Source organism: Acidovorax sp. HMWF029, from assembly GCF_003060895.1.
GTDB lineage: Bacteria > Pseudomonadota > Gammaproteobacteria > Burkholderiales > Burkholderiaceae_C > Acidovorax.
Genome location: NZ_QAIH01000042.1, coordinates 1 through 13,201, shown reverse-complemented (window position 1 = coordinate 13,201; position 13,201 = coordinate 1). Strand labels below are relative to the sequence as shown.

The window sequence follows — 13,201 nt, the reverse complement described above, 5'->3', positions numbered from 1 at the left end:
TTGTCCATCTGCGCCCAGCGCAGGCGTTCGATGCCGCCCACCCACTGGTTCACAAATTCGCTAATGGCCTGGGTGGACTGCTCCTGCTCGTCCTCGGCGCCCCAATCGGTGGTCGCCGCGTCGGCATAGGCCTTGGCGAGCGCAGTGGATTCACGCGCCACGTCCTGGGCCACTTCGTGTGCGTAGCTGCACGCGGGGCTGCCGGGCTGGGCCGGGCGCGTCCACAGCAGCCACTCCAGCGCAGGCAGGCCCTTGGCGGGCGTGCCGATGCGCTCGAAGGCTTTGGCGCCCTGGGGCTGGGCGGCGATGGCTTTCTCGATCAGGGCAGGGCGCGTGGGCGCAAAGTCGATGGCGCGCTGGCTGCGGCGGGCGATGACGGGGCCTACGGACACGGCCGCCAACTGTTCCCACGCACGGGTTGTGGCCAGCCAGGCGGTGCGTGCGGATTCGAGCGCCGCCTTGCCGCTTGCTGTAGGCGCCTGGCACAGCGCCGCCACGGCGGGCACCATGGCGCGTGCGCTGCGGTCAAAGTCCTGTGCGCGCGGCAGCGCCCAGTGGCCGTAGATGCCTTGCAGTGCGTGCACGGTGTCGTAGAACGGCACGGCGTTGCGCTGCCAAGCGGGGGAGGCTGTTTGTGCCGGGGCTGCCAGGGGCAGGACCAGTAGCAGCGCGGCAAGGGTTCTCATGGTCATAGAGACTCCACGAATTTCACCAGCGCATCCCGGTCGGTCTTCTTCATTTTCAGCACCTGGTCCTTGGCTGCCTCGGCCTCGCCACCGTGCCATAGCACGGCTTCGAGCACGCCACGCGCGCGGCCATCGTGCAGCAGGCGGGTGTGGCCGTTCACGTCCTTGATCAGGCCCGTGCCCCACAGCGGCGGGGTCTTCCACTGGCGGCCGTTGGCTCCAAAGTCGGGGCGGTTGTCGGCCAGGCGCTCGCCCATGTCGTGCAGCAGCAGGTCGGTGTAGGGCCAGATGCGCTGGCCGTTCAGCGCCTTGCTTGTCAGCTGCGGGAAGGGGCCGCCTTGGGTGACGTAGCTCGGGCGGTGGCAGGTGGCGCACTGGGCCTGGCTGAACAGCGCCTGGCCGCGCAGCACCTGTGCATCGTTGATGTTGCGGCGCGCGGGCGGGGCCAGCGTGGCCTGGTAGAAGACCACGTCGGCCAGGGTCTTGTCGTCGATCTCCACGCCGGGCTGGCCCTGCTCGCCGCCACTTTGGCCGCTGGGCGCGGCCAGGCAGTCCTTCTGCGCGGGCGTGCAGGCCTCCTGCGCAAAGTGGCGGGATGTGATGCCCATGTCGCCCAGGAAGGCGCCGCCCGTCTGGTGTGCAATGGTGGCCACATTGGCCTTCCAGCCAAAGCGCCCGACCATCATGCGGCCTGATGGCGCATCCCACACCTGGTTGGGCACGCCCTTGATGGGGCCGGGGGCGGCGGCCTGGTCGGCGGCGTTGGCCAGGATGTCGGCCTCGGCAATGGCTTCGAGCAGGCCCACGCCGATGATCTGCGGCGCAATGCGCGGGCTGGTCATCACGCCCGGGTGCATCGGGCCATAGCCGAGGTCGGCAAAGCCGTACACGGGCTTGTGCAGGCTGTACGGCGTGCCATCGGCAAACCTGCCTTGGATGGTGTCGTAGCGCAGGGTCACGCGGCCTTCTGGCTTGACGCCCTGAATGGCCGCGTTGTTGAACTGGTCTCCATACACCGGGTCGGGCCGGGGCCCGCCGTGCGCGTCGGTGCCCGGGATGGACAAGCGGATCAGCAAGGCCACGGTCGGGTCTTTGGTCTCGCCCAAGCGGTTGAAGATGGCTGGCGGTTCGCCGCGCCCGTCCTGCACATGGCAGCCGCCGCAGGACCGTGCGATGAAATGCGGGCCCAGCCCGTCGCGCGCTTTGGTGGAGGCGGGCGCCTCCACCCAGTTGCGCCGGAAGAACGAGTTGCCGATGACAAAACGCGTGCGTTCCTCATCGCTGAGGTTGGCGGCGGGGAACGAGAAGGCATTGCGCCCGGTGGCGAAAACCGTGGTTTCGCCGCCGGATTTTTCGCCCTGCAGGTCGGGCTGGGGCGCTGCGGTCAAGGCGCCTACACCCAGGCTGCCCAAGGCAATGGCGCCGATGCTGGCTACAGCCATGCGCAGGGCGCGCTGGCGGCGAATGGCGGGCCGGAGCAACATGATCAGGGCTGCACCAGCGTGAGTTTGGTGATACCAATCGCGTTGGCTGCGGCCACCAGGTCCTTGCTTTGCTGCGTGAGGCTGTCGATGGTTTTCTGGATGCGCTGGCGGCCTGGAGCATCCTTGCCGCCGATGATCTCGCGGTCAAACGGCGCCTGGATGCCTTCGGCGGCGGCCACCGACGCGGCGATCTGCTGCGTGGTTTTGGCGGCCAGCGCCGCGTCCTTGGCGGCCACCAGATCGCGCAACGACGGGCCTTGCAGCATGCTGCCGTCCGCGCGCTTGTACTGGCCCAGCCACACGTTCTTGATGCCCTGGGCGTTGGTCACCGCGTCGCGGTGTGTGTTGTCGGAGAAGCACGAGTGTTCGTCCTCCTGGTCCTGGCTGTTCAGGGCCACCTCCAGTCGCTCGCCCGCCAGCTCACCGCGTGAGAGCGAGCCCAGGCCCACGAGCATTTTGCGGATCGATTCGTTGCCGCCGCGCACGAACCTGGCGCGGTAGTTGTTCTTCGCATCGGGCGCCCAGGCCTTCACCAGCGTGGTGAGGTCGTCTATCAGCAGGTCGGTCACCACGGTCAGGTACTGGCGGCGGCGGTCGGCGTTGGGGGCCTTGCCGTCCACGAAGTCTTCAAAGTTGCGGTTGCCTGGACCCGTCTCGGACAGGTCTTGCCCCCACAGAAAGAACTCGATGGCGTGCCAGCCGGTGGCAATGTTTTCTTCGCCGCCGCGCTCGTTTTGCGCCGAGAGGTTCTTCTTGTTGATGACGAACTTGCGGTTGTTCACCAACCCTGCGCTGGGTTTGCCCTGCACGCTGTCCACAAAGGACTCGTCCATGGGCCAGGCGTTGATGCGGCCTTCGGGGCCGTTGTCGTTGTCGATGGGGCCGCCGTAAAAGCGGAAGGCCTCGGTCTGGCCATAGAACTCGCGCGCAGCCAGCCACTTCGTGCGTGCTTCGGCCAGGGTCTCGGCCGAAGGCTTGGCGGTGAACGCCAACACCGCCTCGCGCAGCGCCTGGGCACTGGCCAGGGTGTCGGCGTAGTTGGCGTGCACCAGGGTGGCGTAGTGTGCTACCACTGCCTGGGCGGTCCCGGCCTGCAGGGCCTGGGCCTGGGGTGCGGCTGTGGGCGGGAGCTGTTGTGCGGCTGTGCTGGTGCTGTAGGCGATGGTGGTGGCACACAGGGCCGCTGCCAGGAGCGATGTCTTCAGGGAGGGCGAGGTCATGCAGGAGTCTCCAAGGGGTCGCGCAGGTTGCCGCACGGACAGCCGGGGGCTGGGCAGGGCGGCGCGAGATAAAGGTGGGAACGGAGGGGCCGCACTGGCTGGTGGGTGCCGCGCGCCAGGTCGTGTCAGGGCGGGCGCGGGAATTGGCTGAGCGGTCTGGGACGGTGGAGATTATACAAATGATAGTTATTCGTATTTGTATGACTCCTTGGGTGCCGCATTGATCGCTTGTCACGAAATCGACGCAAAAGCTTCATGGTGGTGTCACCCTGTGTTTCTACGCTCCACAGGCTTTGTAACCAACAACACCCGAGGAACCCCATGACCCACCGTGTGGATGCGCCCGAGCAGGCCATCGATTTCAACAACGAAAACGCCAACACCTCCGCCAACCCCACGTTTGACGCGGTGCTGGGCGCTCGCCTGTCGCGCCGTGGCCTGCTGCGTGGTAGCGTGGGCACGGTGGGCACGGCTGTGATGGCCGGTTTTGGCGTGAGCGCCTGTGGTGGTGGCAGTGACGACCCTGTGGCGCCACCCCCTGCTGCCCCCAAGTTGCTGGGTTTCAATGCTGTGCCAAAGAGCCTTGCAGACGTGGTGGCCGTGCCCGCAGGCTATACCGCCAGCGTGCTGTTTGCGCTGGGCGACCCCATCGCTGCTGGCGTGGCTGCCTACAAGAACGACGGCACCGACGGTGACTTCGACAAGCGCGGCGGCGACCACCATGACGGCATGGAGTGGTTTGGCCTGGGTACCGACGGCAAGCGCAACGACAACGCCATCGACCGCGGACTGCTGGCCATCAACCACGAAGCCACGACCGACGAGAAGCTGTCGTCGCACTTCCTGCATGCCAATGGCGGCACCACCACCTTGCCCCGCCCCGCTGCCGAAATCGACAAGGAAACGGCGATCCACGGTATTGCCGTGATCGAAGTCGCCAAGTCGGGTGGCAAGTGGGCCTATGTGCAGAACTCTGCGCTCAACTTCCGCCTGACTTCACTGAGCCCCATCGAGATCTCGGGCCCCGCGCGTGGCAATGCGCAACTGGTCACCAAGTATTCGCCCACCGGCACCACCACGCGTGGCACGCTGAACAATTGCGGCACGGGCAAGACGCCCTGGGGCACCTTCCTGACCGGCGAAGAAAACTGGTTTGGCTACTTCACGCGCGGCGCCGCCGACGATGCTGCACGCGGCAACGACAAGAGCGTGACGGCCCTCAAGCGCTATGGCCGCAACCAGGGCGCCGCATCGCGCCACGGCTGGGAAAGCGGTGGCACAGCCGACCAGTACCAGCGCTGGAACAACAGCAAGACCGGCACTTCGGCCGACGGCAGCGATGACTACCGCAACGAGATGAATGGCATGGGCTACATCGTCGAAATCGATGCCTATGACAAGTCCCGCATGGCCAAGAAGCGCACCGGCCTGGGCCGCTTCGCGCACGAAAGCGCGGCGTTTGGCAAGGTTGAAGCGGGCAAGCCGCTGAGCGTGTACATGGGCGACGATTCGCGCGGCGAATACATCTACAAGTTTGTGTCCACCGCGCTGTGGAACGCTGCCGATGCCAACGCTGCCGATCGCTTGGCCGTGGGTGACAAGTACCTGGACAGCGGCAAACTCTATGTGGCCAAATTCAACGCCGATGGCACGGGTAGCTGGGTCGAACTCTCGCTGACCGACCCCGTCATCAGCGGCTATGCCGCATACAAGTTTGCCGACGCGGCCGACATCGCCATCAACACCCGCCTGGCCGCTGACGCCGTGGGTGCCACCAAGATGGACCGCCCTGAGTGGAACGCGGTGAACCCGGCCAACGGCGAAATCTACTTCACGCTGACCAACAACAGCAACCGCAGCGTGAACCCCTCCAGCAGCCAGTACCTGCCCGACGCAGCCAATCCGCGTGCGTACACCGACATGAAGGGCACAACCGCACAGAACGGCAACCCCAACGGCCATCTGGTGCGCATGAAGGAAGGCGCCTCCGTGTCGGCCTTCACGTGGGACGTCTATCTGTTCGGCGCTGAAGCGGGTGCCGACAAGGCGATGGTCAACATCTCGTCGCTCACGGCCGATCAGGACTTCTCCAGCCCCGACGGCCTGGCGTTCAGCAAGGCCACCGGCATCTGCTGGATCCAGACCGACGACGGTGCATACACTGATGTGACCAACTGCATGATGCTGGCAGCAGTGCCCGGCCAAGTGGGTGACGGTGGCAAGAAGACGCTGAGCTACACCAAGGCCGATGGCTCCAAGATGGACATCGTGACCCCTGTGGGCAAGGCAGCAACCGAGAGCACGCTCAAGCGCTTCCTGGTGGGGCCTAGTGGTAGCGAAATCACCGGTGTGGCTGAAACGCCTGACGGCAAGGCCATCTTCGTGAACATCCAGCACCCAGGCGAAACCACGGCGCTGGCCAACGTGGGTGACCCGACCAAGTACACCAGCCAGTGGCCTTCCAATGCTGGCTACGGCGCGGGCAAGCGCCCCCGTTCAGCCACGATCGTGATCACCAAGAACGACGGCGGCGTGATCGGTACCTGATCGATCGTTGGGCCCGGTGCAGGGCGGTGTAGCGCTAGCAGCTTTGGCGTCCCTCCCTGCACAAGGCCGCCAGAAACAAGCAGCCCTGCTGCCCTTTATGGGGGAGCAGGGCTGCTTTCGTTCCGATTCGTGGGTCAGTCCTTGGAGCCGGGTGGGCCGTAGGCTGCGCCAGTGGCCTGCCCCCCGCTGCCATCCTTGGTGCCCTTGCGTCCTGTGACTTGCCAGGCCGTGCGCTGGTTGACCAGGCCCGCCAGAAACTCAAGCTCGTCGTCCGTGTGGTTGATGGCGCCAGCAGGTGTCAGAAGTCGGCCATTGCGGGGCGCTGGTTCGGCCCAGAACGCCTGGTGGTAGGACGATTGGCTCACCATGCTCTCGTTGCCTGCAGCCAGGTCCACCGTGCCATAGCAGTTGCAGAAATAGCCGCGCATGCCCTGCTCCGGGAAAACCTCGGCATAGACCCCGGTGCCCCGGATCCCCGCCGTGGCGGTGGGCAGAACGATCTGGCGGTCGGTGCCTTTGCCCCACACGCTGGCGACTGCGCCGCTCAGCACACGCAGCACCCGGGCGGCGGTGGGGGTCTCGCTCTCCAGCGCGACGCGCGAGTTCTGCCGCACCATGAAGGCGCTGTTGCCCACGGTGAACACGGCGGTGGAGCCGGGGCCGGTCTCGATGCGGTCGTTGGCGGTGATCGTGTGTTGGGCCGTCAGCGGTTCTCCATTGCGCAGCACGTCACCGCGTAGCTCCACGATGTTGCTGCGGGCTTGTGCATGGGCCGCCGTCCAGCCGCCGGATGCGATCCACAGCGCGGCCGCCTGCATGAGGCTGCGCCGCTGGAACCAGGCCAGCTCTTGGTCAGAGCGGCCCAGGAGTTGATGGGGGTGGTGGCGTTGGCTCGTCATGGGGCGCCTCGTGCACGGTGGTCGTGGATGGGGGGTCGAAGCAATCACGAAAGGTGAACACCACCGACGTGAAGAACATGGCCGCCAACATCATGGCCGCCCCCACCATGATGCCACCGGCCGCCGCGCCGGCAAGACCCACAACCGCCAGCAGCACTGAAGCAATGCTGACCACCAGGCCCCCCAGCAGGAACACCCCCAGCCATCCCAGCCCATAGACCAAAAACGCACCGAAGTTGCGCACACAGGCCACGATGCTGAAGAAGAGCGCCTTCACGGGCGGCACACCATGCCAGTGCACCAGCCCCGGCGCATGCCAGAACAGCAGCGATAGCGGCAAATACAGCACCATGGACAGCCACATGGCGCTCTGAAAGGCCGGGTCCTGTGCCACCTCTTGCGTCAGCTTGGCACCCCCCAGGTAGACCTTGGCAAACTGCCCTCCGTCGATCAGGGCCGACAGGCCCATGACGCCCAGGAAACCCGCCGCGTAGAGTGCACCGAGCACCAGCATGTCGCGCAGCCGCTGGCGGCCGGTGCGAAACGCCACCAGCAGCACCGTGGGCATCGGAAACCGGCCTTGCGTGGCCTCGGCCGCTGCCACCATCATGGCCAGTGTGGCCGAAGGCAGCAGTGCAAGCGCGATGGCCGGACCCACCAGGGGCACCATGGTGGCCACCGACATGGAGGCCATGGTCATGAAGAACAGCGCTGCCAGCGCCATGGGCTGCCGCCAGAACGCCCGGATACCAAGCTTGACCCAGGCCATGCCAGTGCGGGCGGGGACGATGTGGAGTTTCATTGAGTGGGGTGCAGGAGAGGATGGGCCGGTTCACGCCGCCTTCGCCGCGTTGCGCTGGGGCGCTGGCTTGGCGCAGGGAGCTGCGGGCAATAGGCACGAATTTACCCCAGTGGCCCATTCCAGCCACGGCGCAGGGGTAGCACCAGGGCCATGCCCCATTGCCTGGTGCGAGTGAGGTCAGGCGTGTACGGGGTGCGCCACGCGATGGCGCAGCACACGCTCAAAGTGCGTGGGGTCGTGCGGCGTGAGCATGGAGGCTTCGCGCGGCAGGTAAAAGTCCCACAGCCGCGAGATCCAGAACCGCAGGGCGCCCGCGCGCAGCATGGCGGGCAGCAGCTCGCGCTCGGCGCCCGTGAGAGGGCGTACCGCCTGGTAGGCGTCCAGCATGCGGGTAGCGCGTTCGGCATCGTGCGCGCCGGTGGCCAGGTCTATGCACCAGTCGTTCAGGCACACGGCCAGGTCAAACAGCCAGGTGTCCACGCCCGCAAAGTAAAAATCGAAGAAGCCGGTCAGCTCTTCGCCGTCAAACATCACGTTGTCGCGGAACAGGTCGGCATGAACGGGGCCGCAGGGCAGTGCGGCATACGCTGCGCTGGCAGCTACATGGTTCTGGTAAGCCAGCTCGGACCTCAGCAGCGCCGCCTGTGCCTCGTCAATGTGGGGCAGCACCACGGGCACGGTTTCGTTCCACCAGGGCAAGCCGCGCAGGTTGGGCTGACGGCGGTCAAAATCGCGCCCTGCCAGATGCATGCGGGCCAGCATGGTGCCCACGGCGGCGCAGTGCACGCCTTGGGGCGCCAGCTGGCTCTTGCCACGCAGCTTGTTCACCACTGCAGCGGGCTTGCCACACACTGTATGCAGGATGTCGCCATTCTTGTCGGCGCGTGGGTCGGGCACGGGCACGCCGCCATGCGCCAGGTGCTTCATCAGGTACAGGTAGAACGGCAGTTGCTCAGCCGTGAGGCGTTCGAACAGCGTGAGAACGAACTCGCCCTGGTCGCTGGTGAGAAAGTAATTGGTGTTCTCGATGCCGCCCTCAATCCCGCGCAGCGCCACCAGCTCACCCAGTTGCAAACGGCGCAGCAACTCGCGCGCCTCGGTGTTGGAGACTTCGGTAAAAACAGCCATCGCTCGGAAAGTATCGAAAAAGAGGGGGAGGGAGAGTGCAGGTCGGCATGTCGCCGCTGCAGGCAGACGGCAAAGCCGACGCAGACTTAGAACTTCAGCACGTTCCAGACACGTGGAGCGGTGGTGGTCTCTGCGCCACTGTTGCTGCCTGCGCGGCTGCGGGCGCCATCAGGCGACTGCACTTCGTAGCCAGGCATGTTGCCTGCCTTGGGTTGCACAGCGATCGTCTGTGTTTGTCCGCCCACTCGCAGCTCATCCACACGGCTGCCAGCGTCTTCGACCTGGATGCGCTCGGTGCGCTGATTGGTACGGCCTGCAGATTGCTCTTGATTTGAGAGCGCTTCGAGCTTATCTGTTGCGCCCAAAGGGGCATTTGGGCTTGTATTCTGGGCCAGGGCGGTGCTGCAGGCCATGCCCAGCAGCAAAAGGAGGTGAAAAGCGCGCATCGGGCGATTGTAGAGCGGGGCCTGGCATGCGCTGTGGCGCGGCCTGCCCGTGCACAATTGCCGCATGACTGACAAAAAAACCTTGGTGCTGGTGGACGGCTCCAGCTACCTCTACCGTGCCTTCCACGCCATGCCCGACCTGCGGGCGGTGCCGGGCGACCCCACAAGCCCTGCCACCGGTGCCATCCGCGGCATGATCAACATGATGCAGGCCCTGCGCAAAGAGGTGACTGCCGACTATGCCGTCTGCGTGTTCGACGCCAGCGGCCCCACCTTCCGCGACGCCCTGTACACCGAATACAAGGCCACGCGCTCGCCCATGCCTGACGACCTGCGCAGCCAGATCGAGCCCATCCACCAGGTGGTGGACCTGCTGGGCTGGAAGGTGGTGGCCGTGCCCGGCGTGGAGGCCGACGACGTGATCGCCACCCTGGCCAACCTGGCCGCAGCACAGGGCATTGAGGTCATTGTGTCCAGCGGCGACAAAGACCTGAGCCAACTGGTCAACGAGCACATCACCATCATCGACACCATGAGCGGCAAGCGCCGCGACGTGGCGGGCGTGACTGCCGAGTTTGGCGTGCCCCCCGCGCTGATGGTGGACTACCAGGCCCTGGTGGGCGACACCGTGGACAACGTGCCCGGCGTGACCAAGGTGGGCCCCAAGACCGCCGCCAAGTGGCTGGAAGAATATGGCTCGCTCGACAACCTGATTGCCAACGCCGACGCCATCAAGGGCGTGGCGGGCAACAACCTGCGCGAAGCCATTGCCAGCGGCCAGCTGGCCTTAAGCCGCCAGCTCGTCACCATGAAGACCGACTGCGCACTGGCCGACTACATCCCCGGCCTGCCTGCGTTTGACGACATCACGCTGGATGCGCCCGACAACGAGGGCCTGCTGCCGTTTTACGAACAATACGGCTTCAAGGGCCTGGCTGCCGCCATCAAGGGCGCTACTGCTTCTGCCACCACGGCCCCCACCGTTGCCATGCCCGGCCAAAGCGGCGATTTGTTTGCCGACCATTCCGCCAGCACCGTGGCCGAAGAAGCCCAGCACCGCACGGTGGTGTACGACACCATCCTGAACTGGACCGACTTTGACCAGTGGCTGGAGCGCCTGCACAAAGCCCCGCTCACCGCCATCGACACCGAGACCGACTCGCTCGACGAAATGCGCGCGCAAATCGTCGGCATCTCTTTCAGCGTGCAGCCCGGCGAGGCCGCCTACATCCCCCTGCGGCACGAAGGGCCCGATGCGCCCGCGCAGTTGCCGATGGATGAAGTGCTCGCCCGCCTCAAGCCCTGGCTGCAAGACCCCAAGCACCCCAAGCTGGGCCAGCACATCAAGTACGACCGCCATGTGTTCGCCAACCACGGCATCGAGGTGCAGGGCTATGCGCACGACACCATGCTGCAAAGCTACGTGCTCGAAGTGCACAAGCCCCACAACCTGACCAGCCTGGCCGAGCGCCACACCGGACGCAAAGGCATTACCTACGAAGACCTGTGCGGCAAAGGCGCGCACCAGATCCCGTTTGCGCAAGTGCCGGTGGACAAGGCCGCCGCCTACTCGTGTGAAGACTCCGACCAGACCCTGGACGTGCACAACGCCCTGTGGCCCCTACTGCAGGCCGATGACAAACTGCGCTTCATCTACGAGCTGGAGATGCAAAGCAGCGAGGCCCTGTACCGCATCGAACGCAACGGCGTGCTCATCGACGCGCCCACACTGGCCAACCAGAGCCACGAGCTGGGCCAGCGCATCCTGCAGCTCGAAACCGAGGCGTACGAGATTGCAGGCCAGCCCTTCAACCTGAGCAGCCCCAAGCAACTGGGCGAAATCTTCTTCGACAAACTGGGCATGCCTGTGGTCAAAAAGACCGCCACGGGTGCCCGCAGCACCGACGAAGAAGTGCTGGAGAAGCTGGCCGAGGACTACCCCCTGCCCGCTAAGCTGCTGGAGCACCGGGGCCTGGTCAAGCTCAAAGGCACCTACACCGACAAGCTCGCGCAGCTTGCCCTGCCACGCACCGGCCGCGTGCACACGCACTACGCGCAGGCCGTGGCCGTCACAGGCCGCTTGTCCAGCAACGACCCCAACCTGCAAAACATCCCCATCCGCACCCCCGAAGGCCGCCGCGTGCGCGAGGCCTTTGTGGCCCCCGCAGGCCGCGTGATTGCCAGTGCCGACTACTCGCAAATCGAGCTGCGCATCATGGCCCACCTGAGTGGCGACCACTCGCTGCTGCACGCCTTCCACGCCGGGCTGGACGTGCACCGCGCCACCGCTGCCGAAGTGTTTGGGGTGGAGGTCGATCAGGTCACCAGTGAGCAACGCCGCTACGCCAAGGTCATCAACTTTGGCCTGATCTACGGCATGAGCAGCTTTGGCCTGGCCAAGAACTTAGGGATAGAAACAAAGGCCGCTGCCGCCTACATCGACAAGTACTTCCAGCGCTACCCCGGCGTGAAGCAGTACATGGACGACACCAAGGCCGCCGCCAAATCCATGGGCTATGTCGAAACAGTGTTTGGCCGACGCCTGTACCTGCCCGAAATCAACTCCCCCAACGGCCCCCGCCGCGCCGGGGCCGAACGCGCCGCCATCAACGCGCCCATGCAGGGCACGGCGGCAGACCTCATCAAGCTGGCGATGGTGGCAGTTCAGAAGGAGCTGGATGCACACAAACCCGGCATCCAGATGATCATGCAGGTGCACGACGAACTGGTGTTCGAACTGCCCGAGGGTGAGGTGGACTGGCTCAAGACCCACATCCCGCGCCTGATGGCGGACGTGGCGGCGCTGAAGGTGCCGTTATTGGCTGAGGTGGGAGTGGGGCCGAACTGGGATAAGGCGCATTGAGGTTGCGATGGCAAGCAGGGGTGGCAAGCGACTGCAAGCGCTATTTACGAGCGCAGTCACTTATTCACAAACTGGCGGCTTCCGTCTCGGAACAAATGTGTGGCGCTAACGAAGGGATAAGTAGGAGGAATCAGTGTCAGGAATACTTTGCTCGGGGCGGTTTATCCCGCAGGTTGTGCTGCGCACATTACGTTGGGCGTCATGATTTCGTCTCAGTACGTCAGTCGCATCACCTTGCGCCGAGACAAGGTCGATTCATTTGATCGATATCCGTTCTGTCTGCCAGCAGTGCACTCGCTTGAGAGCATTGATCTCCATCCGAAGGTGACCTACTTCGTTGGCGAAAACGGTTCTGGCAAATCAACTCTGCTTGAAGCTATTGCCGTGTCTCTCGGCTTCAATGCAGAAGGCGGAACCAAAAATTTCCGCTTCGGCACAAGACGGTCGCATTCGGAACTTCATGAGTTTCTGCGCATCGCGAAGGGGTTTAGGCGACCTCGCGATGGGTTCTTCCTGCGGGCAGAAAGCTTCTTCAATGTCGCAACGGAAATCGAAAATCTCGATGCTGAGCCAGCACCCGCGCCCCCAATAATCAACTCTTATGGTGGTCGGTCCTTGCATGAGCAATCGCACGGCGAGTCATTCCTGGCGCTCATGACTCAGCGCTTTGGAGGCCAGGGCATCTACATCCTTGACGAACCGGAAGCAGCCTTGTCTCCGCAGCGACAGCTGACTGTTTTGGCACGAATACATGATCTCGTCCTGGACCACTCTCAGTTCATCATTGCCACCCATTCGCCTATTCTCATGGCGTACCCAGACTCGGTCATCTATCTCTGTAGCAAAGAAGGTGTCTCACAGGTTGCATACGAAGACACCGAGCATTTCCAAGTCACTAGAAACTTTCTTGCAGACCCAAAACGCGTGCTGCGCACGCTGATGGAGCGCTGAGCGCGATGAGGCCCAGTCATCTCAGGGTTGGAGACAGGCATCTCAGCAGGACATCTACTTCAGCCCTGCAGCGAATTAGCCGCATCGCTAGACTCATGTGGTAAGTGCTAGCCACTCCGCTAGTTTCCATCCATCAGCCTGAAGCCCGCATGTCCAATCCCACCCCCTACACCCC

At 64.5% G+C, this 13,201-nt stretch carries 10 protein-coding genes; 3 read left to right on the top strand and 7 right to left on the bottom strand.

Features of this window, described 5'->3' with window-relative positions:
* The 3 genes from DBR12_RS02615 to DBR12_RS02605 all read right to left on the bottom strand — a co-directional run.
* A partial coding sequence (locus DBR12_RS02615; RefSeq protein ID WP_304529302.1) for an imelysin family protein occupies positions 1–692 on the bottom strand: 692 nt, incomplete at its 3' end.
* Positions 689–2,170: a di-heme oxidoredictase family protein gene (locus tag DBR12_RS02610; protein ID WP_108615819.1), complete on the bottom strand. Its 1,482-nt coding sequence runs from the start codon at positions 2,168–2,170 to the stop codon at positions 689–691. The genes DBR12_RS02615 and DBR12_RS02610, both read right to left, overlap by 4 nt.
* A gap of 2 nt (positions 2,171–2,172) precedes the next feature.
* Positions 2,173–3,390: an imelysin family protein gene (locus DBR12_RS02605; RefSeq protein WP_108615818.1), complete on the bottom strand. Its 1,218-nt coding sequence runs from the start codon at positions 3,388–3,390 to the stop codon at positions 2,173–2,175.
* Positions 3,391–3,711: 321 nt separating this feature from the next.
* Here DBR12_RS02605 and DBR12_RS02600 point away from each other — a divergent pair, with 321 nt between their 5' ends.
* Complete coding sequence (locus tag DBR12_RS02600; RefSeq protein ID WP_108615817.1) at positions 3,712–5,937, top strand: PhoX family phosphatase; 2,226 nt, start codon at positions 3,712–3,714, stop codon at positions 5,935–5,937.
* 134 nt (positions 5,938–6,071) lie between these two features.
* Here the strand turns inward: DBR12_RS02600 and DBR12_RS02595 are convergent, their stop codons facing one another.
* The 4 genes from DBR12_RS02595 to DBR12_RS02580 form a co-directional block, all read right to left on the bottom strand.
* A complete protein-coding gene (locus tag DBR12_RS02595; protein ID WP_108615816.1) occupies positions 6,072–6,836 on the bottom strand; it encodes a FecR domain-containing protein in 765 nt (254 codons plus the stop codon).
* Positions 6,790–7,638: a BPSS1780 family membrane protein gene (locus DBR12_RS02590; protein ID WP_108615815.1), complete on the bottom strand. Its 849-nt coding sequence runs from the start codon at positions 7,636–7,638 to the stop codon at positions 6,790–6,792. The genes DBR12_RS02595 and DBR12_RS02590 overlap by 47 nt, the downstream gene beginning before the upstream one ends.
* Positions 7,639–7,815: 177 nt before the next feature.
* Positions 7,816–8,766 carry a homoserine kinase gene (locus DBR12_RS02585; protein ID WP_108615814.1) on the bottom strand — a complete coding sequence of 317 codons (951 nt, stop codon included), beginning with the start codon at positions 8,764–8,766 and terminating at the stop codon, positions 7,816–7,818.
* Between the two features lie 86 nt (positions 8,767–8,852).
* Positions 8,853–9,212, bottom strand: a complete 360-nt coding sequence (locus DBR12_RS02580) for a hypothetical protein (RefSeq protein WP_108615813.1) — start codon at positions 9,210–9,212, stop codon at positions 8,853–8,855.
* A 64-nt stretch (positions 9,213–9,276) separates the two neighbouring features.
* Here DBR12_RS02580 and polA point away from each other — a divergent pair, with 64 nt between their 5' ends.
* Together polA and DBR12_RS02570 are read left to right on the top strand one after the other, a co-directional pair.
* A complete protein-coding gene (gene polA, locus DBR12_RS02575; RefSeq protein ID WP_108615812.1) occupies positions 9,277–12,075 on the top strand; it encodes a DNA polymerase I in 2,799 nt (932 codons plus the stop codon).
* Between the two features lie 201 nt (positions 12,076–12,276).
* Positions 12,277–13,026, top strand: coding sequence for an AAA family ATPase (locus DBR12_RS02570; RefSeq protein WP_108615811.1), 750 nt, complete (start codon positions 12,277–12,279; stop codon positions 13,024–13,026).
* The last annotated feature ends 175 nt before the right edge of the window (positions 13,027–13,201 follow it).

Coding starts and splice junctions, on each gene's coding strand:
- DBR12_RS02580 (WP_108615813.1), bottom strand. CDS start 9,212: ATGCGCGCTTTTCACCTCCTTTTGCTGCTGGGCATGGCCTGCAGCACC.
- DBR12_RS02605 (WP_108615818.1), bottom strand. CDS start 3,390: ATGACCTCGCCCTCCCTGAAGACATCGCTCCTGGCAGCGGCCCTGTGT.
- polA (WP_108615812.1), top strand. CDS start 9,277: ATGACTGACAAAAAAACCTTGGTGCTGGTGGACGGCTCCAGCTACCTC.
- DBR12_RS02595 (WP_108615816.1), bottom strand. CDS start 6,836: ATGACGAGCCAACGCCACCACCCCCATCAACTCCTGGGCCGCTCTGAC.
- DBR12_RS02590 (WP_108615815.1), bottom strand. CDS start 7,638: ATGAAACTCCACATCGTCCCCGCCCGCACTGGCATGGCCTGGGTCAAG.
- DBR12_RS02585 (WP_108615814.1), bottom strand. CDS start 8,766: ATGGCTGTTTTTACCGAAGTCTCCAACACCGAGGCGCGCGAGTTGCTG.
- DBR12_RS02600 (WP_108615817.1), top strand. CDS start 3,712: ATGACCCACCGTGTGGATGCGCCCGAGCAGGCCATCGATTTCAACAAC.
- DBR12_RS02610 (WP_108615819.1), bottom strand. CDS start 2,170: ATGTTGCTCCGGCCCGCCATTCGCCGCCAGCGCGCCCTGCGCATGGCT.
- DBR12_RS02570 (WP_108615811.1), top strand. CDS start 12,277: ATGATTTCGTCTCAGTACGTCAGTCGCATCACCTTGCGCCGAGACAAG.